The following is a 23,405-nucleotide window of genomic DNA, read 5'->3' as shown; positions in this document are numbered from 1 at the left end:
GAGGCTTACATATGGCTACCTAAGCTAGAGTACCAAAACTAGAACAAGGAAGCATTTATGAGGCGCCAGGCTGTACTTATAGAAAAAAGCGAGTCATCAACTACTAATATAAGCTTATATTGGGACTACTGGCTTAAAGAAAGAATAACAACAAAGGATAATCCATTAATAATATGGATTGAAAATCCTGGTTTCGAGATTGCAAGGACAAGCAAATTAGATAGTCTTTATACGAGTATTTATACAAATGAAATAGACCATGATTTTATATCCTTAGCATCGCTGCTATCAAGTAAAACAAGAAAGGCGGTAGAAATATTACCCTTGGATTTGCTTACTATAAAAAAGAATATAATGAAAGACTATATAAAAGCGATCAGTTCATTTTCACAACAACTAGGGGGAATAGACCTTGTGGATGCAATATCAAGACTTCAGCACAGGGAGATACCAATAGGTCTATCAATACTCCAATGGCTTCATAATATAGATCCACACATTCACCTTGTAGGCTTACAGAATTCACGTGAATTGCACCTTTATATATACAGTCAAATTGCTTATATAAACCTTGTTGAGTTTATGATTTCTAAATTCGATATTAAAGCCTTTCTAGCAACTGAACATGTTTACCTTTGCTCCTCTATTCTTACATTTATTCAAAGACATAATATTTGTACCCCAAGACCGAATGATGTCTTGAGAAAAGGAATCATGTTGTCTTCCTTGCCTAACTTACAAGAACACAGAAGCCCTTTCTTAAGTATTTATGACGAAAGGTATAAGTCTATGGATTCGCATATGCCGGGCATTCGCCAGAAAATAAAAGAAGTCAATAAGATATTGACAGAACCAAGGGTCAAAGGTATTAATGAATCCGAATCCATGGAGAATTCAAAAATTATTTGCAATACATTAAAGTCTAAAGTGAGCGGCCAAATTGAGGATATCAAAAATATAGACGAGCTTCGTGATTTACCTCATTACAATAATTCAATTATTATATTCTTGCAAGCTTTTAGTGATGCTTCATTGCAAGAAGGATACAACGGATTTAATGGGGCGGTTGATTTTTTTCTTTCCATTCTTAAGGGAATTGCAAAGAATAGATTTTTAAATGGGTCAGCAATATATATTAAACCGCACCCTAATATGATGCTCAAGAAGGTTGACCCTACTCCCAATCAATTACGTTTACTTGAAAAAGATTTTATATTGTCGGCTCATATTATCAATTGTGCAATCAAGTTAGCAATGGCAAACGATTGTGCAATTTATCTTTTAAATCCAGGAATATCGAACACATCACTAGCCAAACTTTCCAATCCTTTGTGCATTACACACATCGGAACATGTGCACTTGAGATGGCATACGTCGGTGTTCCGAGTATTTACAATAGTCTTGCGCCGTACAGCCCAAGCCTTCAACTAGGTTTATCAATAAATAGCAAAGAACAGCTGTACAATCAACTATGTTCTTTTAATTTATCCGCTGGAATTACCCTGTCATCTAAAGAGAAAATAGCAAAATATTATTGGATTAATTTTTTCTCGGAAGATATTATTGCTGAAAAATTCCTGATAAAAGAGATTAATCAAATCACATCAGATATTGGTTTGACTAAATTAGTTTCGGAGAGGTCCAACAACATATCCTTTGAGGAATTATATGGTGATAAGTTTGATCGACTAAAAAGTCTAATTCACTGCCATTTCCAAATGAGTGAACGTCCTTAGGATCATCTCTATGACACTCCAATCACAGTCACACATTGCTTCGTCAAAGCCGCCTGTTCTATAGAATAAGTGGAAAAGGATTTGAAGTGCAATCACATAATCAAGCGATTTCTCAATACGTTAATCCGAGAAAAAAAGATTATTATGATTTTCTCTATGAAAAATTTTCCCAGCTTGATATTAAGTATGTCTGGGATGTTGGTTGTGCCACAGGAGATTTTGGTTGGTATGCGCCCTCGCACATCAAGTTTTTAAATACTGACATCAAGCCGGAATTAATTGAAATAGCTAAAAGCACTCGTTCAAAAAGTAATCTTGATTATTTAGTTCATGACATTTTAAACGACAATTCACCAAATGATAATTTTGATGCAGTGTGCCTTCTAGGCATAATAACAGCTTTTAATGATCCCGAAGAACTTCTCAAAGCAGCATGTAAATCTGCTAGATATGTTGTTGGGCATTTCACGCTTAATCAGGACGGTTGGGATATGAAAGTATCTCACAAAAGATCTTCTGATGATAGTAGTAAATATCAGAATTCATACAATATATTTTCGACAGATACTATAAAAACGATACTCGCGTCCCAGAATTTCAGGCCTATATACTTTGAGCGTTTTTTAATGTCAACTACACTTACGCAGGAAAAAAACTTAGATGAACTAAGAAGTTATCACTTAGAAACCCAAGGTGATAAATTTACAGTTAATCAGCTCAATATTTTGATGCGTGATTATATTGTAATCGCGGAGAGGTGTTCAAATGATTAATATCAACGATTATGGATTTGAAATCAAAGCACTCCCTGAGTGCATTAGCTTGGCTGGGTTGGAGTCAATAGTCAGTAAATTTATTCAAGATTACGCTCGGAAATATAATAAGATCGCCGACGCAACAAAGAGTCCTTTAATTGACTCTTCTGATTTTAATATATTTGATGTAATATCATTCTTTGAGGCAAATTGTCCTGCAGTCAATTACGAGCTCGTTAAGATTCTACGTTCTTCACTTGAACTTAATTTAATCGCTTCTAATTTTATAAATTTAGTCTCCAAAGACTTCAACTTTAATATACCTGTATTTGAGGGTTTTGATCTTTTTATTAACCATCCACACAAACTTTCAACACGTCTAAATTTATGTCTTCATCAAGAAGCAAGTTATTACCCTCATCGAAAAAATTTTGTTAGTATTTGGATACCTTTATTTTCAAACAGAAGTCAAAGTTCTTCTACATTGCGTGTTGTAGATCACACAAAAGTTTCAGAGCATACAATTCCACAACAAATCCATGATTTCTATGAATTTAAGGGTCATTCACCTATAAGTTCTTCAACAAATACATTTACTACCTTTCTTCCAATACTGCCAACAGCTATACTTGATAGCTATAAAGATCTTACAGTAGATTCGGGGGAATATGTACTGTTTGACCAATTTCTAATCCATGGTAGTACTCTTAATTACTCAAATAAACCAGCTTTAACACTTGTGGCAAGAATTTTTGATATCGATAAAGATAATACTACTTCTTCTTCATTATTTTCGAAGCCTTACGTTCAAAAATCATGTCCTTTTTAAGCAATATTGACACAAGATTCTTGTCATCTAATCTAAACAAAAATTGGCAAATTATCCATTCGTCAAGAAAATACGATCAACATTTTCCGTCTGAATCAATCGTTAGAATTCTCTCTCCTTGTTTCAATAAAAATAAGGTGCTGATTGACCTTGGTAGCGGTAATGGGAAAAATTCTCTACCATTAAAGAAATTTTTTTCAAAGGTTATATTAGTCGATACCGCATTAGATAAAAGCTATCTCTCCTCTCTAGCTTTTAATACCAACGACGTTAGGATCATAGATGAAGATCTTCTATCTAGTAATCTTTACGATAAGTTATCAAGAATAACTTCAGATAATGGCAGAGTGTTTCTTGTAACTTACACTATAGACCATATGATGTATCAAGATTTAAATATTTTCTTAAATTTACTTTCATCTGCTATCCGTGAAAATGATATCCTAATAATAACTTTTTTCAATCAAGAATCGTTTGATACTTTTGATCAGAAAATATTTAATAATTCATATTGCACAAGCACTATAAGGTTTCTTGATCATACTCTTAATACTGGACAAAAAATGTTGGCAACACGAATGCAAGACAATCTGTATGAATTGCACTCATACATTTCTTCTGAATATATTGAGTCTTTCTTGTCTATGTCAATCAATTCTCATACTATTGCAGCAAAGGCTATATTTACAGAGCAATGGGCTAATGATATTAGTGACGAATTCATCTCGATGACATGTTTAAGGCTTGAGTAATATTCCTCTTTCTTGCATTTAACATTATTTGTTATTAAAGTATAGGAGCAGATTAATTTAACTTTATTTATTGCAAGAGTCAGAATAGATCTTTTAGGTACAACGGTGTACCAGCTTTGTAGTCCCTTCGTGCCTTACAACCAATCAACTTTTGCAATAACCAAGGCGGTGCTCCGTCTCCAGGCCGAACAATACGCAAATTAGAATCATTGAATACATCACCTTCAAAAATATCACTGGCAACATATATGGAGCGGCGAAAAACCATGCTCTTACTCTCTGCCTTACTTGGGCCGTAGCGAACTTGACCGAGAGACTCCCAAGCCCTCTGAGTTTCGATTACTAGACTTTTAAACTCAGAAGGCTCGAGAGAGAAAGCACTATCGACACCACCATCAGCACGAGCCAAAGTAAAGTGTTTCTCAACTACTGAGGCACCTAATGCCACGGAAGCCACCGCAACACCAACGCCCATAGTATGATCGCTTAAACCTACTTCCACATTAAATAGAGACCTAAGATGGGGAATTGTAGAAATATTTGTATTTTCTGGTGTCGAAGGATAAGTACTGGTGCACTTTAGTAAAATTAATTCTTTACATCCAGCTTCCCGAGCAGCAACCACTGCCATTTCAAGCTCGGCAAGCGTAGCCATCCCAGTTGAAATAATCAATGGTTTTCTAGTGGCTGCTGCTTTAGCAATCAAAGGCAAGTGATTATTTTCAAAGCTTGCAATTTTGTACGCAGGAGCACCAAGCTCCTCAAGAAAATCAACGGCCGTCTCATCAAAAGGTGAACTAAAGCAAATAAGCCCCAACGCACGTGCCCGTTCCATAATTGAGGCATGCCATTCCCATGGTGTGTATGCTTTTTTATAAAGGTCGTGAAGGTTCTGGCCAGACCAAAGAGAGTTGGGATCGTTGATCTCAAAACTTCCACCTCGCGCATTGAGAGTCATCGTATCCGCCGTATACGTCTGCAACTTGATTGCATGAGCCCCGGCCTGAGCAGCAGCCTCGACAATTGCCAGAGCCCGATCCAAGCTCTGATTGTGGTTACCGCTCATCTCGGCAATCACAAAGGGTGGATGTCCTGGGCCAATTGAACGGCCTTCAATTTTAATGCTCATAAAGCGGTGTTTTTAGAAACAGTTTGACTCGCTGCTATTGGCATGATTTTTACATCGGCATGAAGCCCGTCGCTGCGCTGACATACGCGGCGAAATTCCAACCGCATCCCATAAGCTTCAAGAAAGGCTTGGGGATAACCCTCTGCATCGAGCATGCGGATCTGGTCATACCAGGAGCTCAGATTTCCTTCAGTGCAGCTGGCCAGATTACTCTGCTCAGGAGTTCGGCGAGTGAACAGCACTGGCGCTCCTTGCTGGGGGGAAGCTGCAGGCTCTTCACACACGATTTGTTCGATCATCTGCCCGATTAGACCATCAGCTCTGAGAAATATTTCTTCTGCGCTGCCGTGAAGACTCAAAGGCTGTTTAATATAAATATCTCCAGCATCCAAGTCAGCGCCACACCGCAGAGCTGTCAGCATGGTGCTGCTATGCCCTCGTTTGATCAAATTCTGCAACGGACTGCCACCCCTGCCATAGGGCAAGTCAGTCATGTGGAAAATCACAGTTGGCCAGGAGGCCCAAATCGATTCGGGGATCAGATGGCTCCAATGAGGAACGAAGATCCACTGTGGATTGATCTCCGCTACACCTTTTGAGGTGAGCTTGGCAGGTTCAGTAATGCTCTCAACTGGGCGATTGAGTTGCCGACTAAGTCGATTAACCAATGCACTGTTCCAAGGACGGCTAGAGAGCAAAAGGAGGGGGCGTCGACAGAGAGGTGAAGTTGGGCTCATTAGCAGCTCTTCATTCCCGAAGCGAAAGCGATGAAATCAGCTTGTTCATCATGACAAGCAGTTTGGAGTTTCTAAAGCCGACATCAGCTCAGTCAGACTGAAGATTCAGGATGTAGCGCCGGCCGTGCCATTGAAAGGAGGCCGGATAACGATGATTATCGACCACTCGCAGCAAATTGAACTGCTTCGCAAGAGACAGCTCTGGATCCAACTGGGAGTCAGTCGGGTAGCGGCGGGGGTAATGGCTGGGTATGCCGTACTGAGGTTTGGCTGCACCTACCACCTCATAGTGGCGATCAAACCAGTCCAAACAGAGATCGAAGGTGGCACTCGCCTGGAGGACGCGCCACTCATCCACCAGCTCATGTCCCTGGAGCTTGATCTCCTGCTGTAGGTAGATAGGGCCGGCATCTAGATCTGTAACGGCTTCAAACAGAGTGATGGGGATGGAGCTAGCCCCCTGAAGGATCTGCCAGGTCATTGGACTCCAGCCCTGACCCTGAGGCAGGGCGCTCTCGTGCACCACCAGGTTGTAACGGTGCAACGCAAGTTGCTTAGCATTGAGTAAACGACCGCAGCTCAACAGCAGGCAGACATCGCCAGGGCATAGCGCTGCAGGGGTATGAACCCAACGAACAACATGTCCACGTCTCCACAGCGCTGTTAACAGGTCTGGAAGAAAATCATTGAGCCAACTGCCACAATCGCTGAGCAATGTGATGCGGGATGGCGCCAAAGCAAGACATTCACCGTCAGAAAGTGGAGGGTTTGATTCCGAGAAGAGTTCTGAATGCGATATGAAGCCGCCGCGCGCGTAGCAAGCACTGCTGAATGTGTTGCTATTGAGCACGTTATCTATTGCCTCAGGAGCAGGCCTCCAGCGTTGTTCCATCGCCTCAAGCCCTAACCGGACCAGGTCAGCAGACAACCCAAAACCATGGGCACAGCGATCAAGCGAGAGATTCACCAAGGCCTCGCTGGCATCATCTTGAACGCTGGCGGACTGCCGATCAAAACGGATCTGACCAATAGGACAGCCATCTGCTGTTGTCGCTATGAGCAAGAGGCGATTCTGATCTTTCAAGCTTTCTTGCCACCAGTGGTGGTGATCTTCCGGTTCAATCGACTCATGGGCGAATCCATGGACATTCACCTCAGGATCTTTGGCCCAATACGAGAGCAGGGATTCGTCCGCAGTAACGGCTGTTCGCAGACTGATTGCCCCCTGGGTGCCCAACATTGCGACCGCTAGGCGTGGTGCACCCCAGCCATCAGTAAGTGCATTGGCTGCCTTCCCAGGCCTCGGTTCAGTTTTAAGTTGCAGAAGCGCGCAGCGGATCTGTTGAGCAGTCACGCTGTCCCCATCACCCAACAGCTGAAGATGGCCAGCCTTATCTAGAGCCTGTGAGAAAGGCAGTTGATTTGCAGCAATCGCCACCACCAGGCTCGGAAGCCGAAGACAGGCTCTTTCCCAAGTAGTGGCACCTCCTGCACCGATTGCCAGATCCGCACGAGCGATTAAACCAGCCAAGCTCGGCAGTGGTTCATGCAGAGTGGTGTTTGGCCTTCGGGCCACCAGCTCCTTCACCGCTTGGCGATGGGGGCTTTGAAGCCCCAGCACTACATCCACCGCCAGATCAGCAAGTGCCAGATCCATCAAGGCCTCAAGCGCCCTGCACGTGAGATTGGACGGATCTACCCCCCCGAAAAACACCAACACCCGCGATAGCTGGGTGCGTGGCGGCACCAGCGGATGTAGTTGGGCATATTCCTGCCCAAGCAAGGCGTAATGGGGCCCAAGAAGCTGGCGGCACTGCGGCGGCACCAGATCCTGATAACGCCGATGAGTGGCCCCACCAAAGAAATTCTGATCCAACAAAAGATCGGCCTGGTGAGTTCGATCTGCTAAGTCATCGATCACCAGGAGCTTGGGACCTGCATCGCCTCCGGATAAACCCGCAAGCATTTGCGCTTCCCAACGAGCATCAAGGCCGTAGTGGTCTGACACGATCCAGCTAGCGTCGTTGATCCCGGCCTTAGCAAGAACCTCAAGGCACTGGGCGGCATCCTGCTCCTGAGTACAACCAAGCCAGGAGCTATAGAGATCGCGACCACCCAATCCATCGCAGGCAGCCAAGGGCTGCTCGGGTAAAGCCAACACCGAAAAATCTGGCTTCAGCAAATTGATCAGATCACCGGGCTGGCGACGGCAAAGAAAAGTTGCCGCTGCACCACGACGCTGCAACTCTCGGGCCAAGGTGCGACAGCGCATCACGTGTCCACTGCCGATCGACAGGGATGCATCGCAGCGGATGAGGATGCGTTTCATAGCAGCTGCCGCAGCAAGCAAAACGCTTCCGCTGCTTCAACGCCCACTTGAGCACCGCGCCAGCGTGCCAAGTGCTCTACAGCCTCAAGTGAGCGGGCGTGAGGCCAGTCGCGCATTTCACTTGAGTAGGCCACCAGAGCTTCCCGTTTGCGCTCCCATTGATCTGAAATATCCACAAACCAGTTGGGCTGGAATACCGGGGCAGAACCCGGCGGTTGCCATTCCGTACTGCTCGCCACCTCAAAACTGAGCAACCGCTTCACCACATGAGCGGGTGTAGGCCTGCATGCCGTCACCACCGCCTCATGCAATCGGCGATGATCCACATTCACATCACCAGCATGATGAACGTAAACACAATCTGGTTGGTGGCGCGCGACACTATCTTCAATGCGCTTAATCAGATCAAGACGATCCAAGGAATCCAAACGGTTATCCGGAAGATCGAGAAGCTCCACACCTGCTGCACCAAGAATTGATCCAGCCGTTTGCGCAGCTTTAGCCAACGCTGAAAGTTCATCCCGAACACTGGCTCGATCTCGCTCTTGCTGGCGCGATGTTGAACCCTCCGCAACGACTAGTACATGCACTTGATCCCCGGAATGGGCATGCCGGGCAATAGTTCCGCCGCAACCCAGCACTTCATCGTCGGGATGGGCGGCTACCACCAAAATTTGATTCATTGCAGCCAGAGCCATACCTCAGCGAATCCTTTCAATTCAGGCGTTTGAAGCCACCGTGGCAGATAGGACCTTCTAAAAGCTCCTCAACAGAACGGCCTGCTTCACACTCAGCGATCAGGCCAAAAACCTCATCAAGAGCACCTAAATAGTGCTCAAGCACATCAGGCGTGTGCGCCAAGCAGGTGTAGCAGCTAGTAGCAGCTAAGTAGCCCTTCTTGAGCATTTCCTGAGTGATCAGTGTCTTGTAAGCCAATGCCTGAGAGCTCTGGATGGCGAATCCAGCGAGAGCCGGTAAGCCGTTGTGCGTGATGCAGAGACCATGGCGATCTGCAAGCTCTTGCCAACGGCTGCGAAGTTGTAGCCCTATTGATGTGACCTGATCCCAACTACGCTCGCGCTCCATCACCTCAAGCGTTTTCAAAGCAGCTGTGGGGCCAATACGTTCTGTCCAGAAGGTGCTGCTGATGAACGTGCTTTGGGCCGCCTCCATCACGGAACGACATCCGATTGTGGCCGTAATGGCGTAGCCATTTCCAAGAGCCTTACCAAACATCGCCATATCGGGATGAACGCCATATTTGAGATGCAGCCCACCAAAGGTTTCACGAAAACCTGAAGTGCATTCATCAAAGATCAGAACAATGCCGCGGCTAGTACACAATTCACGCACACCCTCCAGGAACCCTGGATCAGGAGGACTGCTGCGCTGCACCTCCATCTTTACGGCCGCCAAATCGTGGGTGGAGGCAATGGTTTCGAGTTGATCCAGGCGATTAAAACTGAACGGCCGCACTGTTCCCGCCAGAGAACGGGGCACGCCGTTGGGTTCCAACCCCGGCAGCAGGTGCTGCTCTAATCCAGAGTCGTTCTCAAGGTTCGTTGCCAGATACCAGTCATGCCAGCCGTGATAACCGCAAATGGCCACTGTGTCTCGCCCTGTGGCTGCACGGGCAATGCGGATCGCGATGGCATTTGCCTCGCCTCCGCTGCGAGCAAATCGAGCCATTTCAGCCCAGGGGTGCAGCTCCACCAGCCGCTCAGCCAACCACACCTCCTCGGGACAATTGAGAGTGCTCATGTTGCCTGCAGCCATCGTGGCTGCCACAGCAGCATCTACCTCGGGGTGGCCATACCCGAGCAGGTTGGTGCCTATTCCCATGATGCTCATATCAATGAGCTCACGGCCATCAAGATCCCAGACGCGACAACCCTTTACGCGTGAGAAATAAGCCGGCCACTGCTCCGGCAGGAACATCTCCGCCCGCTTGGAGAGAAGCATGTTGCCCCCGGGGATAACTCGCTTGGCGCGGCGCCAGAGCTCCTGTCCCTGTCCCTGAACCATCGCCTTCTGCTCAGCCTGCGCCGCATCTTCCCCCAGAGACTTCAAAAATCCCTCATTACGCACCGTTGCCAGGTTGCGGGCGGCGAGTTCAGGATGCAGCTCTAGATGCTTCACCACAGCATCCACACCAAATTCCGGATCCTGTGGCTCCAGGGCCGCTACTAGCTCCCGCACCACGTCCAAATCCACCTGATCATCAACGGTGACGCGGAAGTAGGAACGCACCGGCTGATGCCGGTAATGCCCCCAGCGCAAACCAGCGCCAGCGCTGCGAAACCAAGGCGTGACGTGCTCCCGCTCCGACGGCAGCGCCGCCTCTCGAGCCGCACGCTCGAGCAGCTCAGCGCGGAACACTTCTGCATCAAAACCATCTGGGACACTTAGCTTCTGCTCATCCGCACAGTTGGCCAGATAATCCCACCCGCCATCTGAAAACTGCTCCACCAACTCATCTATCAAGGCCGGATCACTGAGCGGACAATCGCCTGTAAGGCGCACTACAGTTTCGGCCCGTTCCAAGGCAACACAAGCACGGAAGCGCTCAAGGACGTCTTCCAGATCACCGCGAAAAACAGAGAAGCCCGCAGCCCTCACCAAATTGGCAAGATTGTCATCTGAACTGTGCACTGAGGTAGCCAGCACCAGACGATCGATTTGGTTACAACGTTGCAAGCGTTCAAGTTGATAGAGAATCATCGGCTTTTTGCCGATCGGCAGCAGCACCTTTCCTGGCAAGCGGGAAGACGTGGTGCGAGCTTGAACAATGGCGAGGGTGTTCATGCAGTTGGGGTCCAGTAGCTGCGCGGCATGCCGAGACGCCAGACATCCTGGCGCTGTCCTGAAGTCACCACCTCCTCCCGCAGAGTTCCCTCCAGACCAAATCCACACTTCTCAAAAGCGCGGCGGCTGCCGAAGTTACCGGCGTAGATGCCGGCGTTGAGCTTCTGTAGATCTAGCTCAAGAAAGGCCCAGTCACGAACAAGCGCAATGGCTTCGCTGGCATAGCCCTGACCCCAGCACCCGCGCTCTCCAATAAACAAGCTGAGATCCGCACGGCGATGCAACCACTGGATCGGACCCAGTTTTATGTTGCCAATGTGACGTTCCTGGCCTGCCAAACAGATAGCGAACCATGGGCTGGATGGATCATCACGGTGGGCTTGCCAGTAAGTCTGAAGGGCTTCGAGGGTCTGCGGTAGGAAGCGAGTTTCCAGATAGCGGTTCACTGCAGGGTCGTTGAGCCAGCTCAAGTAGGTGTCATTGAGATCGCCTGGCTCGAGAGCCCGTAACAACAGGCGAGAAGATTTGAGCACTCTCAGACCTCTAGACGAATAGGTAGCCCAGCGTTACGAATATGAGATCGGCATTGCATTGGATTCTGGTCGCGTTGGCAGAAGAAGGTGCCGGCAGCAACGGCTGCAGCACCTGCCTCATAACCCTCCACAAAGTGCTGAGCCAATCCGCAACCGCCTGAGGCGATAACCGGCACTAAGAGAGTGTCAGCCAGAGCCTTAGTGAGATCTAGGTCGAGACCCTCGCCCGTGCCATCACGCTCGATTGCTGTGACCATCACCTCCCCTGCTCCTCGATCAACAGCCTCAAGAGCCCAAGAGAGCGCCTCTCTCCCTTCGTCCAGATTGCCACCCTCGGAGCACACCCGCCAGCCTCCATCAGAATTGGGACGGGCATCCAGGCTCAACACCACACACTGAGAGCCATAAGAAGTAGCCACACGTCCAATCAACTCTGGCTGCTTAAGCGCAGCACTATTTAGGACCAGCTTGTCAGCGCCGCGATCAAGCAGGGCCTGCACCTGCTCCAAACTGTGAACCCCACCACCCACAGCCAGAGGTGTCGCAAGGGCTTCAGCTAAGACTTCCACAGTATCGAGAAGTACTGGCCAACTCTCCTCTGTGCGCTCGAGATCCACCAAAATTAATTCATCCGCCAACTGCGCCTCATAAATTTTTGCCTGAGAAAGAGGGTCGCCCACAGCGCGACGACTAGTGAACTGACGCGTAACTAAAAGAACCGGTTGAGGACCGCGGAAACTCCTGCGTAATCCCATCTGCAGCTTGGGGATAAGACGGCGCTTCAGCATGTCGGCAAGGCCAAAAAGTTTTCTAAAAGACGACGCCCGAGCCGCTGACTCTTTTCGGGATGAAACTGAACGCCGTAACAAGAACCCTTACCGACTACAGCGGTAAATTGCTGGCCATAGTCAGAAGACGCCAGACCATGAGATGAATCACGAGGCTGGAAGACATAACTATGAACAAAGTACATATCGCCCCCATCCGGCAAACCCCAAGAGAGCTCACTAGAAGGCGTATTCCAGTGAAGAGAATTCCAACCCACGTGAGGCATCACGAAATCCAAACCCACATTGAGGCGATCGACACAGCCCGGGATTAAATCCAAACCAGCAACGACAGCATTCTTCGAGGCACCCTCCGTACCTTCAGTCGCGAGCATTTGCATGCCCAAGCAAATTCCTAGGAGCGGACGATCTACCTGACACCACACATCCTTAATCCAGCTTTTCCAGCCAGAAGCTTGTAAAGCTTCCATTCCAGCAGCGAAAGCTCCTACACCAGGAAGTACAACATGGGTGAAATCAAGCGATAATTCTGGAGCGGGAGGTTGCTGCAAACGTTCAGCAGAGCAATCAAGCCTCCGAAGCGCAGCCAAGACAGAGCCAATATTGCCTAGTCCAGCATCAATCACCAGCACTCTTGGATGACTCATCCAGCACCGCAATCACCAGAAGAACCACAGCTTGAGCATGTTTCGGACCAGCGACTTACCTGGTCTTGAGCATCTTCAGGATCAAGACCCTCACCTTTTAACCAAAAATTGATATCAGGCGTAGCCTCACCTTGACGTATTTCCGAGTGATCAAACTTCCAAGGAGACACTTGATGAACCATGGCAATTTCATAAAATTCCTCCTCAGATAAACCTACGTAGTCAAGGAAGAGATCTAGGCTTGGAGGGCGTCGCCCCTCAAACTGAAAAATCATCTTCTCAGCTTCTTCTTTTGTGATGCGCTTATTACGCAAATCAATAGCTGCTAAGTGAGTTGGCCGCGTATAACCACGCTTGATATATTTGATGTAATCGCGAACACCCTGCATCCAGCACTCAATCTTTTCATAGTTGAACTCTTCTGGGACATTTTCAACGACATCACCCTGCCAGCCGAGCTCAGAGCGTATTTTCTTAACCTGCATTTTCACATCCCAAGGTATATAGCTACCAAGACAAACAGACCGATAACCCAGATTGCGTAGATCTTTAAGAGGTGGATAACGGAATGGCTCAAGATCACGTTCTTCCAAAAAGCCATCCAAGCGGATGAACATATCCTCGGCAGAGATGCCAAGGTTCATGAAACGGTTGAAACGCTCTTCATCCACCTCTTCCGGTTGATCGTAGCTGTAGTAAGCGGTGTATTCCGCCGAAGGTTCACCCCAGAAAATCAAGGGAACTTGTTCTTTGAGAGCCACCTGCATCGGATAGGCAAAGATGCCCGTATGACAGTGCCAGCAAAAGTCGCCTTTCTCAAGAAAAGCCTGAAGCATTAAACGCTTCACCACTGCCCAGCTTGGGGTGAAGTCGTGCACATCAACGCCTAACTTGCGGAAGACGCGGTCACAATTGGACTTGAGATTAGGACGGAGAAAACCGTGATTGAAGCGAACTATTAGTGGCTTTAGACCTGGATAGCGCTTCATCAGGTAATACAGAGTCCATGTGCTGTCCTTTCCGCCACTAAAAGGAATAAGACAGTCGTAGCGATAGCGCCCGCGATACTCCGCAACCAATTGATCGAGTTGCTCAAGTCTCTCCGTCCAGTTGATCTGAGCCTTCACCTCTTGGGCACGACACACATTGCAAATACCGTCGGCGTCGAGCACCAGGGTTTCATGTGTTTCGGGAAGCAAACAGCGGCTGCAACGCTTGAGTGATGCGGAGAAAGGTGCACCCATAGATCAGTGCGGCCAGCGACGCGGGTCCAGCGTAGTCGGATGATCAAGAGCCCAGCTTTGCCATTCACTCCCTTGCCAGGGCAAGGGTGACAACCATGCTTCTCGCAGCTCCGCAAGCTCCCGGAGACTGCATAGACCCAACACCACGGCCTCTAGATCTGTCTGATCCCTCGCAAATCCAAGGGCCAAGTCGATCAAATGGCAACCCCTCTTACGCGCAAGGGACTCCAAAGCCTGTTGATGAGCACGTACTTCAGAACTCACCCAACCCGGCCATTGCGCAGCTGGGGTTAGCAAAAGGCCTTGCAAATAGATACTGCGCGCATGGATTGAGGTACCACGAGCGCGAAGGCTGGCGCAAGTGCCGTCCTGGAGCAGACGCTGATCGAACAAAGAGAGGGGCAACTGCACTAATTCGAGCAACTCCGAATTAATCCCTTCCAGGTCCTCGGCAGAGTAAATAGAAACACCAACTCTTTGCACCAAGCCTCTTTCACGAAGGCCCAGCAACCAGTTCTCTAAAAAATGGCCACCTGGCTTACGCAGATCTGCTGTGGAGTGAAGTAGCAGGCTGTTGAGGCCATTGACGCGCATTTGCTGACAACTGGAGAAATAAGCCTGCTCCCAGGTTTCTACATCTCGAGCGGTGAAGTGGGTTTGCGGCTGGGCCGGCAACTTGCTAATAATGCGAAAATTATTAGGCATTGGCAGGTTTCGCCCAAGCACCGCTTCCGCATTGCCGTAGGCCTGCGCAGTATCAAGCCATGAAACGCCTAAATCTTCTGCCTCAGCCAACAACTGAGCTACTGACCCTTCCGAGACCTGACCTGCGGTGTTTGTAATTCCGTAAGCAAGGCCGAATTGCGCCGTACCTAGACAAAGCTGCGGTGTCATGATCTAAACAGTACGTACGCTACTTTCAAATGTTGCCATTGTTGAGCAATGAGAGAAAAAACAACTTTTTGCTGTCACGCTCGATAAAACTAGCATTAAATCTTTAACAGAAGCATATTGATTAGACTTGTACCCACTTATTGTGTTTTTTGACTCAGGGGCTTGATGTGCCTGGAAACATCGTGGCGTCATGCCAAACGAAACATCTAGAACTAACTTTACTCGTACGCCAAAAAAAGCGCATGAACCCAGAAAGAAGATTCAACTTTCACAAATAAAGAATGAATGAAGCATGAAAATGAAAGCCAACACACATAGCGATGGAATTTAAAAAGAAAGCAAAGGCACCTACCCTGCCATCTTCTGACGCAACCTCTTAATCCGATCCCGAAGATTGGCAGCATCCTCGAAATCCAGCTTTTTGGCCGCTTCCTTCATCCTAGATTCCAGCTGATCAATCAACTCCGGCAGTACCTCGATAGCTAAACCGGCATCGGAATCTTCTTCCAGGGCCTTAGCAGCCTTACCGACGACCTCAACAAGATCCGCGTCTGGCCCGTCTTGCTTCAACTTTCGGGACAGTTCGAGGAAGTTGAGGATCGAATTGCTGGCCTTCTTACCGGCAGCAGTGGGCACAACGCCGTTCTTCTCGTTGTAAGTTTGCTGGATCGCCCGGCGCCGCTCCGTTTCGGAAATAGCCTTGGCCATGGAGTCGGTCATGTTGTCCGCATAGAGCAGCGCCACCCCCTCCACGTGCCGGGCAGCGCGTCCGATGGTCTGAATCAACGAGCGCTCGGCCCGCAGGAAGCCTTCCTTATCCGCATCGAGAATCGCCACCAAGCTCACCTCCGGCAGATCCAAGCCCTCCCGCAAAAGATTTACCCCAACCAGCACGTCGTATTCCCCCAACCGCAAGTCCTGAATAATCTCGATCCGCTCAATGGAGTGGATCTCTGAGTGCAAGTAACGCACCCGCACTTCGTTTTCCGCAAGGTAATCGGTGAGGTCTTCCGCCATCCGCTTGGTGAGGGTGGTGACCAACACCCGCTGATTCTTCGCGGCTCGGTCGCGAATCTCCCCCAATAGGTCGTCTACCTGGCCCGTGGTGGGCCTCACCTCTACCACCGGATCCAGTACCCCCGTCGGACGGATCACTTGCTCGGCGACCTCATCGCCGCTGACCTCTATCTCCCAAACACCTGGAGTGGCTGAAACGAACACGGTCTGGCGCGCCTTTTCCCAGAACTCGGCTCCCTTAAGCGGTCGGTTATCCGCTGCACTGGGCAAACGAAAACCGTGCTCAATCAGCACTTTTTTGCGGGCCTGATCGCCGTTGTACATCGCCTGCAATTGCGAGCAGGTGACGTGGCTCTCATCAACAATCAGCAACCAGTCGTCCGGGAAGTAATCGATCAGACATTCCGGCGGTGTGCCCTCCTCGCGACCAGCCAAGTGACGTGCATAATTCTCAACCCCATTGCAGTAACCCACCTGCCCAAGCATTTCGAGATCGTATTTAGTGCGCTGCTCTAAACGCTGGGCCTCCAATAACTTGCCCTCGCCATTGAGCACATTCAAACGCTCCCGCAGTTCCGAACGAATGGCGCTGATCGCGGACTCAAGTCGATCTTTAGGCGTCACGAAGTGCTTGGCAGGGTAGATGTTCACCGCGTCCAGGCTCTGTAGGATCTCGCCGGTAGTGGGATCGACATAACGAATCGCCTCCACCTCATCGCCGAAAAGCTCTATCCGCACCAGCCTGTCTTCGTAAGCAGGGCCAATCTCAAGCACATCCCCCTTAATCCGAAAACGACCGCGGGCGATCTCGGTGTCGTTACGGCTGTACTGGTTATTCACTAGATCGCGCAACTGGCCGCGGATATTGAGGGTCTCTCCAACTTCAAACTTGACTGCTGCCTTGAGATATTCACTGGGAATACCCAAACCGTAGATACAACTGATCGACGCCACGACGATCACGTCACGTCGCTCGAATAACGAGCGAGTGGCGGAGTGGCGCAGCATATCGATCTCTTCATTGATCGACGCCGTCTTGGCGATGTAGGTATCGCTTACCGGGACATAGGCCTCTGGCTGGTAATAGTCGTAATAGGAAATGAAGTACTCAACTGCATTCTCGGGAAAGAACTCCCGCAGCTCGTTGCACAGCTGCGCCGCCAATGTCTTGTTGTGAGCCAAAACGAGGGCTGGGCGACCGGTCTGAGCGATCACATTGGCCATCGTGAATGTCTTGCCCGTGCCCGTTGCCCCCAACAGGGTTTGGAAGCGCTCGCCCTTGTTAACACCCTCTACGAGTTGCTTAATCGCCGTCGGCTGATCGCCCTTCGGCGAGTAAGGCGCTGTGAGGTCGTAGGCGGGCATGGGTTGCGATGCCAAACGACGAAACGTAATTATCGCTTGGAAGACAAGGTCCATGCGAACCCCAACTCTGCTGATCCATCACGGGGCCTACCAACCGCTCTGGCAACAACCCGGGCTGATCCAGGTGGGACCCCAGATCGCTAACGGGCCAGAGAGTTTGCGGCTGTCGGATCTTTCGGTAACTGGGCTTCACAACGCCCTGCGGCAGAGGGGCTGGGCTTCAAAGGGGGTTTTGATTCAGTACACCGACCCATTTCTGCTGCGCGCTGCCCCGATGCGGGGGATCCGCCAATGGCCCGGACCACGTTTGCTCGCGTGCGGTGATCTCCATCACGGCCCCGATCCAGTCGGAACCCTGCAGCGGTACTGCGCCGCTGAACCGCACGATGCTGTGATGCTCACCTTCAATGCGGCGCTGCTGCAAGACGTGCAACAGCGCTTGCCCACACCGGTGCGCTGCTTGGCACCAAGCTTCTTTAAGTACCCGATTGCCACTCCCAGCCCGACGCCACGCCTGGAATTGCTGCACGTAGGCAGCCTCGGCCCCCATCACCCACGCCGGCGTGAGCTCGTTAAGGCCCTCCTCAAGCGACAACAGGTGCCGTTCCGCCACACCACCACAACAAACGCTGCTGAAGCAGCTCAGCTCTACGCCCAACACGCCTTGGTGCTGAATGTGCCCTTAAACCAAGACCTCAACCATCGCCTGTTCGAAGTGATGGCCTCCGGAGTCCCTCAGGTGATCTTTGGTGATCGAAGCCTGCTGGGGCACAACAGCCCACTTATGAATCGCCCTGATCTGTTCTGGGCCAATTCCATCGAGGAACTGGAAGACCTGGTCCAGAGACTGTTCGCAGACCCCAACAAGCTCAAAAGCATTCCTATCGGACCTCCGCCCTACTGGGATCTCAGAGCCCTTCTGAAAGCAGCTCTTGCACCTTGATCAATAAATTCTCTGGCCTTGGGGAGCAAGATGAAGTGGTGCGGCTTCCAGAACCGTGACCCCGATCCGGTTGGTTCACCATGCCCCCGGTGCCCCCGGCCTTCGCTGGCTTGGCATCGGGCCGAATTTACGGCCCAGCCGGGCACTGCTAAAGCTGCAACGGCTGTTCGATCGCCATGCCTTCTGGGCTCGCGGTCGCAGCTTTTCCCAGCTGCGCCGATTGCTGGCCGGTAGCGACGCCGTAGTGAGCCTCTGGCGCGGCAAGCGGCTGGTGGGCTTCGGCCGGGCCACCTCCGATGGCTGCAGCCGGGCCGTGCTCTGGGACATCGTGGTGGCCGGCGATCTGCAGGGCCACGGCCTCGGCCGCCGGGTGATCGAAGAACTACTGCACACCCCGCCGGTGGTGGGTGTGGAACGGGTGTACCTAATGACCACCAAGAGTGCGGGTTTCTACCGGCAACTGGGCTTCAAGGATGCGAACCCTCAGCAGCTGATGGTGCTGCGCCGCTGAGGCATCTCAATCCGGTCAGGCCCGGTACGATCCAGATCCGTCAGATCAGCCGATGCCCCGGTCCGCGTCCCAGTCCCCTGACGACGCCCTGCAGGGCAATCTGTTCGGGACGCCGGAACCGGCCACACCGACATCAAGCGCCAGCGAACCTGAGGCCTTCAGCCACGATCTCAGCGATGACGAACTTGGGGCCGATGCCGTCGCCAGGCCACGAGCGCGTCAGGGCACTTCAAGCGAGGGCAGAAGTGCTGACAGACCCGAAGCCAGCAATCCAGAACCCAGCAGCGACGAACCGGCCTGGGCCCACCACAGCCAGCTGGACCCGCTGCAACTCACACCGATGCTGCGCCACTACGTGGAACTCAAAGCGGCCCATCCCGAACGGGTGCTGCTCTACCGCCTGGGCGACTTCTTCGAATGCTTCTTCGAAGACGCGATCGAACTCTCCCGAGTGCTGGAACTCACCCTCACCGGCAAGGAGGGAGGCAAGGCGATCGGACGGGTGCCGATGGCCGGCATCCCCCACCACGCCGCTGAGCGCTACTGCGCCGAACTGATCAAACAGGGCTACAGCGTGGCCCTTTGCGATCAACTCGAAACCACCCCCACCAAGGGCGCCCTGCTCAAGCGGGACATCACCCGAGTGCTAACCCCCGGCACCGTGTTGGAGGAGGGCATGCTCAGCGCCCGCCGCAACAACTGGCTGGCGGCGGTGGTGGTGGAGCCGGCCCAAGGGAAACAACCGCTGCGCTGGGGCCTGGCCAGCGCCGATGTGAGCACCGGCGAGGTGCAGGTGATGCAACGGGAAGACAGCAGCGGCCTGCACCAGCAGCTAGCCCAGCAGGAGGCCTCCGAACTGCTCTGGGCCGCCGCCCTCGATGCTGAGCGGCCAGCCTGGTGCCCGGAACGGTTGCGGCTGACGCCAATGGCCAGCACCCCCTTCAGCCCAGTGGAGGCGGAGCGCACCCTGCAGCAGCACTACGGCCTCAGCAGCCTCGATGGCCTCGGCCTGCCGGAACATCCCCTGGCCCTGCAGGCCCTCGGCGGCCTGCTGCGCTACCTGCAAGACACCCAACCCCTGGAGGAGGACAGCCGCATTCCCCTGGAGGTGCCGGCGATCGTGCACTGCGGCGATGCCCTGGTGCTGGATGCCCAGACCCGCCGCAACCTCGAGCTCACCGCCACACAGCGCGACAACCAGTTGCAGGGGTCATTGCTCTGGGCCATCGATCGCACCCTCACCGCCATGGGCGGCCGTTGCCTGCGCCGCTGGCTGGAAGCACCGTTGATGGACCGCCAGGCGATTCAGCAGCGCCAGGATCTGGTGAGCAACCTGGTAGGTGAACGCAGCCTGCGGCTGGCGATCCGCCAGCTGCTGCGGCCAATGGGCGACCTGGAGCGGCTGGCCGGCAGGGCCGGAGCGGGCCATGCCGGTGCCCGCGATTTGGTGGCCATCTCAGATGGCCTGGAACGGTTGCCCCAGCTCACCGCTCGGCTGGACTCTGCGATCAGCGCAGGGCCGGAGTGGTTGCAGCAGCTGCTAAGCCCCGATCCAGCCCTGGCAGAGCTCGCCAGGACGATTCGCCACAAGCTGGTGGAGGCGCCACCGCTCTCCCTCTCCGAGGGCGACTTGATCCATGACGGCGTTGATCCGCTGCTGGATGGGCTGCGCAACCAGCTGGACGATCAGGACGCCTGGCTCAGCCACCAGGAGCAGCAGGAGCGTCAACGCAGTGGCATCAGCACCCTGAAGCTGCAGCACCACCGCACCTTCGGCTATTTCCTGGCGGTGAGCAAAGCCAAGGCCACCGCCGTGCCGGACCACTGGATCCGGCGCCAGACCCTGGCCAACGAGGAGCGCTTCATCACCCCGGATCTCAAAGAGCGGGAGAGCCGCATCTTCCAGCTGCGGGCCCGGGCTTGCCAGCGGGAGTACGAGCTGTTCTGCCAGCTGCGCGAACAGGTGGGGGCCATGGCCGCCCCGATCCGCCAGGCGGCCCGCGCCGTTGCTGGCCTCGATGCCCTAACCGGCCTGGCCGATGTAGCCGCCAGCGGTGGCTACTGCGCGCCGACGATCACCGACGGCCGGGGGCTGCAGCTGGAGGCCAGCCGCCATCCGGTGGTGGAGCAACGGCTGGTGGAAACCTCCTTCACCCCCAACGATGTGAAACTCGGTGAAGGCACCGATCTGGTGGTGCTCACGGGCCCCAACGCCAGTGGCAAGAGCTGCTACCTACGCCAGATCGGCCTGATTCAGTTGATGGCTCAGATCGGCAGCTGGGTGCCGGCTCGCACCGCCAGTGTCAGCATCGCCGATCGGATCTTCACCCGGGTGGGTGCCGTGGATGATTTGGCCGCCGGCCAGTCCACCTTCATGGTGGAGATGGCCGAAACCGCCAACATCCTTCACCACGCTAGCGATCGTTCCCTGGTGCTGCTAGATGAGATCGGGCGGGGCACCGCCACCTTCGATGGCCTCTCGATCGCATGGGCCGTGAGCGAGCACCTGGCGGGCGACCTGGGCAGCCGCACGGTGTTCGCAACCCATTATCACGAGCTCAACAACCTGGCCTCCGAGCGCGACAACGTGGCCAACTTCCAGGTGCTGGTAGAGGAGACCGGTGAAGATCTGGTCTTCCTCCATCAGGTGCAAGCCGGCGGTGCCAGCCGCAGCTACGGCATCGAAGCGGCACGCCTGGCTGGCGTACCCAAGCCCGTGGTGCAACGGGCCCGTCAGGTGCTCGATCAGTTGGCGGCCTGAAGCCTCAAGCCGACGGCAAGGCCCGCATCAGACTGCCCATCTCCAGGGCTTCCAGCCCGTAGCTCCAGCCAAGGTTGCTCTTGATGCCCGCCCGCTCCAGTGCCTGCTGCATCGTGTCGGTGGTCAACACGCCGAAGATCACCGGCACGGACGTGTCGCGTGCCACCGCAGCAACGCCCTTGCTGGCCTCCGCCACCACCACATCGAAATGGGGCGTGTCGCCGCGGATCACCGCCCCAAGGGTGATCAGCACCTGGTACTGACCGGAGCGGGCCATCTGCTGGGCCACGATCGGCAGTTCAAACGAACCCGGCACCCATGCCACATCAAGCTGGGAGCTGGTCTCCGACACATCCACTCCATGGCGCTTGAGGCAATCGAGACAGCCGCTTAGCAGCTTGGCGGTGACCAGATCATTGAAACGGGCCACAACGATGCCAACGCGCAGCCCGGCTGCGTCAGAGAAACGTCCTTCAAACGTGGCCATTGGGAAGGTGCCAACTGAATCTCAGCCATCGTGGCACCCGCCAGGTTCTGCCTGAGGCTGAGCTCAGACGACGAAGAAGCTCACACCCCAGTTCAGCAGCACCAGCGCCACCCACACAGCACTGCCCAGCAGGATCAAACGATTGGAGCGGCCACTGTCCTCGCTGGAGGCATACAGCACCGGCACCGCAACGATCAAGGCGAAGGACGCCACCACCAGGGCCAGAACGGTCAGCGTGTTGATGAACTGCATGGAGCTGGAAGTCAGGAGTCGATTTTCACACGAGAGCTGTTGCTCGCGCGAGCAAGCGGAGCACTCTTCACACCATGAAGGGGAAGAGGCATCCGCTCAGCAGAGGATTCAGGCTCAGACGCGGGTCGCGACAGCGCTGCCAAAGGCATCACGCAGACCACGCACCACCGCCACCATCGCCAGCTCATCCTGCAGGCGATTCACGGCAGAACCAACACCCACGCCGGCCGCACCGGCAGCGATGGCCATCGGCAGCGTCACCGCGGACAGACCCGAAGCACAGAGAACGGGCACATCGACGGCGCGGCTGATGCTGTGGGCGGCCGCCAGGGTGGGGGCCGCCTTCTCGATCAGACCCAGGTGGCCAGCACTGAAGGGCTTGGCACTGGTGCCGCCCTCGGTCTGGATCAGATCGGCACCGGAGGCCACCAGATCGATAGCCAGCTGCTCCTGCTCATCCATCGGCAAAACGTGGGGCACGGTGACGCTCATCACCACGTTGGGCAGCAGTTGGCGGGTGCGGCAGGTGAGCTCCAGCACCTCAGCCGCATCAAAGATCCGGCCCTGGGGATAGAAGGCGTCGTAATTGCCGATCTCCACCATCAGCGCACCGGCGTCCACCGCCGCGGGGAACTGCTCAGGCTCCACCGAGGACACACAAACGGGCACACCACCGGAAGCCTCGATTGCTAGACGCACCAGGGCTGGGTCGCAGGCCACGTCGATCAGATCCGCACCGCCGCGCCCGGCTGCACGGGCCACCCGCTCCACACTGGCGGCATCGAAATTCATCAGGCCGGCGATCACCTTGAGCGCAGAGCGCTGCTCAATGCTGCGCTGCAGAGAAACGGGCAGCTGCTGAAGACGGGTCATGGGGGACTGGACAGCAA

21 protein-coding genes are annotated in these 23,405 nt (G+C 52.8%); 7 read left to right on the top strand and 14 right to left on the bottom strand.

Going from position 1 to position 23,405, the window contains the following annotated elements; genetic code table 11:
- The first annotated feature begins 57 nt into the window (after nucleotides 1-57).
- The 4 genes from AAXE93_RS06655 to AAXE93_RS06640 all read left to right on the top strand — a co-directional run bounded on the left by AAXE93_RS06655 (nucleotide 58) and on the right by AAXE93_RS06640 (nucleotide 4,073).
- Nucleotides 58-1,737, top strand: coding sequence for a hypothetical protein (locus AAXE93_RS06655; protein WP_390129291.1), 1,680 nt, complete (start codon nucleotides 58-60; stop codon nucleotides 1,735-1,737).
- Nucleotides 1,738-1,772: 35 nt separating this feature from the next.
- Nucleotides 1,773-2,510, top strand: a complete 738-nt coding sequence (locus AAXE93_RS06650; protein WP_390129289.1) for a class I SAM-dependent methyltransferase — start codon at nucleotides 1,773-1,775, stop codon at nucleotides 2,508-2,510.
- Nucleotides 2,503-3,321, top strand: a complete 819-nt coding sequence (locus AAXE93_RS06645) for a hypothetical protein (protein ID WP_390129287.1) — start codon at nucleotides 2,503-2,505, stop codon at nucleotides 3,319-3,321. Before AAXE93_RS06650 ends, AAXE93_RS06645 begins: the two co-directional genes overlap by 8 nt.
- Nucleotides 3,322-3,458: 137 nt before the next feature.
- On the top strand, nucleotides 3,459-4,073 hold the full coding sequence (locus tag AAXE93_RS06640) for a hypothetical protein (RefSeq protein WP_390129285.1): 615 nt from the start codon (nucleotides 3,459-3,461) through the stop codon (nucleotides 4,071-4,073).
- A 79-nt stretch (nucleotides 4,074-4,152) separates the two neighbouring features.
- Here the strand turns inward: AAXE93_RS06640 and pseI are convergent, their stop codons facing one another.
- The 11 genes from pseI to uvrB all read right to left on the bottom strand — a co-directional run bounded on the left by pseI (nucleotide 4,153) and on the right by uvrB (nucleotide 17,561).
- Nucleotides 4,153-5,202 carry a pseudaminic acid synthase gene (pseI, locus tag AAXE93_RS06635; RefSeq protein ID WP_390129283.1) on the bottom strand — a complete coding sequence of 350 codons (1,050 nt, stop codon included), beginning with the start codon at nucleotides 5,200-5,202 and terminating at the stop codon, nucleotides 4,153-4,155.
- The gene (locus tag AAXE93_RS06630) at nucleotides 5,199-5,870 is read right to left on the bottom strand and encodes a hypothetical protein (protein ID WP_390129280.1); all 672 of its coding nucleotides are present in this window, start codon (nucleotides 5,868-5,870) and stop codon (nucleotides 5,199-5,201) included. Before AAXE93_RS06630 ends, pseI begins: the two co-directional genes overlap by 4 nt.
- A 157-nt stretch (nucleotides 5,871-6,027) precedes the next feature.
- Complete coding sequence (gene pseG / locus AAXE93_RS06625) at nucleotides 6,028-8,268, bottom strand: UDP-2,4-diacetamido-2,4,6-trideoxy-beta-L-altropyranose hydrolase (RefSeq protein ID WP_390129278.1); 2,241 nt, start codon at nucleotides 8,266-8,268, stop codon at nucleotides 6,028-6,030.
- Entirely contained in the window at nucleotides 8,265-8,951 is a 687-nt protein-coding gene (locus AAXE93_RS06620; RefSeq protein ID WP_390129275.1) for a PIG-L deacetylase family protein, read from the bottom strand. Before AAXE93_RS06620 ends, pseG begins: the two co-directional genes overlap by 4 nt.
- Nucleotides 8,952-8,982: 31 nt before the next feature.
- Nucleotides 8,983-11,073 (bottom strand): aminotransferase class III-fold pyridoxal phosphate-dependent enzyme, encoded by a 2,091-nt coding sequence (locus AAXE93_RS06615; protein ID WP_390129273.1) that lies wholly within the window; start codon nucleotides 11,071-11,073, stop codon nucleotides 8,983-8,985.
- Complete coding sequence (locus tag AAXE93_RS06610) at nucleotides 11,070-11,606, bottom strand: GNAT family N-acetyltransferase (RefSeq protein WP_390129271.1); 537 nt, start codon at nucleotides 11,604-11,606, stop codon at nucleotides 11,070-11,072. The genes AAXE93_RS06615 and AAXE93_RS06610 overlap by 4 nt, the downstream gene beginning before the upstream one ends.
- Before the next feature lie 2 nt (nucleotides 11,607-11,608).
- A complete protein-coding gene (gene hisF / locus AAXE93_RS06605; RefSeq protein WP_390129772.1) occupies nucleotides 11,609-12,361 on the bottom strand; it encodes an imidazole glycerol phosphate synthase subunit HisF in 753 nt (250 codons plus the stop codon).
- 26 nt (nucleotides 12,362-12,387) lie between these two features.
- Entirely contained in the window at nucleotides 12,388-13,041 is a 654-nt protein-coding gene (gene hisH, locus AAXE93_RS06600) for an imidazole glycerol phosphate synthase subunit HisH (RefSeq protein WP_390129269.1), read from the bottom strand.
- Nucleotides 13,038-14,285, bottom strand: coding sequence for an N-acetyl sugar amidotransferase (locus AAXE93_RS06595; protein ID WP_390129267.1), 1,248 nt, complete (start codon nucleotides 14,283-14,285; stop codon nucleotides 13,038-13,040). The genes hisH and AAXE93_RS06595 overlap by 4 nt, the downstream gene beginning before the upstream one ends.
- Before the next feature lie 3 nt (nucleotides 14,286-14,288).
- Nucleotides 14,289-15,179, bottom strand: coding sequence for an aldo/keto reductase (locus AAXE93_RS06590; RefSeq protein ID WP_390129264.1), 891 nt, complete (start codon nucleotides 15,177-15,179; stop codon nucleotides 14,289-14,291).
- Nucleotides 15,180-15,527: 348 nt separating this feature from the next.
- Nucleotides 15,528-17,561: an excinuclease ABC subunit UvrB gene (gene uvrB / locus AAXE93_RS06585; protein WP_390129261.1), complete on the bottom strand. Its 2,034-nt coding sequence runs from the start codon at nucleotides 17,559-17,561 to the stop codon at nucleotides 15,528-15,530.
- Between the two features lie 52 nt (nucleotides 17,562-17,613).
- Here uvrB and AAXE93_RS06580 point away from each other — a divergent pair, with 52 nt between their 5' ends.
- The 3 genes from AAXE93_RS06580 to mutS are packed head-to-tail and all read left to right on the top strand — an operon-like array spanning nucleotide 17,614 to nucleotide 21,776.
- The gene (locus AAXE93_RS06580; RefSeq protein ID WP_390129258.1) at nucleotides 17,614-18,504 is read left to right on the top strand and encodes a glycosyltransferase; all 891 of its coding nucleotides are present in this window, start codon (nucleotides 17,614-17,616) and stop codon (nucleotides 18,502-18,504) included.
- Between the two features lie 55 nt (nucleotides 18,505-18,559).
- Nucleotides 18,560-19,015: a GNAT family N-acetyltransferase gene (locus AAXE93_RS06575; protein WP_390129255.1), complete on the top strand. Its 456-nt coding sequence runs from the start codon at nucleotides 18,560-18,562 to the stop codon at nucleotides 19,013-19,015.
- Between the two features lie 52 nt (nucleotides 19,016-19,067).
- The gene (gene mutS, locus AAXE93_RS06570; protein WP_390129251.1) at nucleotides 19,068-21,776 is read left to right on the top strand and encodes a DNA mismatch repair protein MutS; all 2,709 of its coding nucleotides are present in this window, start codon (nucleotides 19,068-19,070) and stop codon (nucleotides 21,774-21,776) included.
- A gap of 4 nt (nucleotides 21,777-21,780) precedes the next feature.
- On the opposite strand, the gene ribH is transcribed toward mutS, so the two are convergent.
- The 3 genes from ribH to AAXE93_RS06555 form a co-directional block, all read right to left on the bottom strand.
- Entirely contained in the window at nucleotides 21,781-22,263 is a 483-nt protein-coding gene (ribH, locus tag AAXE93_RS06565) for a 6,7-dimethyl-8-ribityllumazine synthase (protein ID WP_115009674.1), read from the bottom strand.
- A 63-nt stretch (nucleotides 22,264-22,326) separates the two neighbouring features.
- On the bottom strand, nucleotides 22,327-22,515 hold the full coding sequence (gene psbZ, locus AAXE93_RS06560) for a photosystem II reaction center protein PsbZ (protein WP_006850156.1): 189 nt from the start codon (nucleotides 22,513-22,515) through the stop codon (nucleotides 22,327-22,329).
- A gap of 114 nt (nucleotides 22,516-22,629) precedes the next feature.
- Nucleotides 22,630-23,388, bottom strand: coding sequence for a DUF561 domain-containing protein (locus tag AAXE93_RS06555; protein ID WP_390129247.1), 759 nt, complete (start codon nucleotides 23,386-23,388; stop codon nucleotides 22,630-22,632).
- Between the last annotated feature and the right edge of the window lie 17 nt (nucleotides 23,389-23,405).

It is taken from the genome of Synechococcus sp. HIMB2401 (assembly GCF_042883245.1).
Lineage (GTDB): Bacteria > Cyanobacteriota > Cyanobacteriia > PCC-6307 > Cyanobiaceae > Parasynechococcus.
The sequence above is the reverse complement of the archived record's forward strand: the minus strand, read 5'-3'. Positions and strand labels throughout refer to the sequence as shown.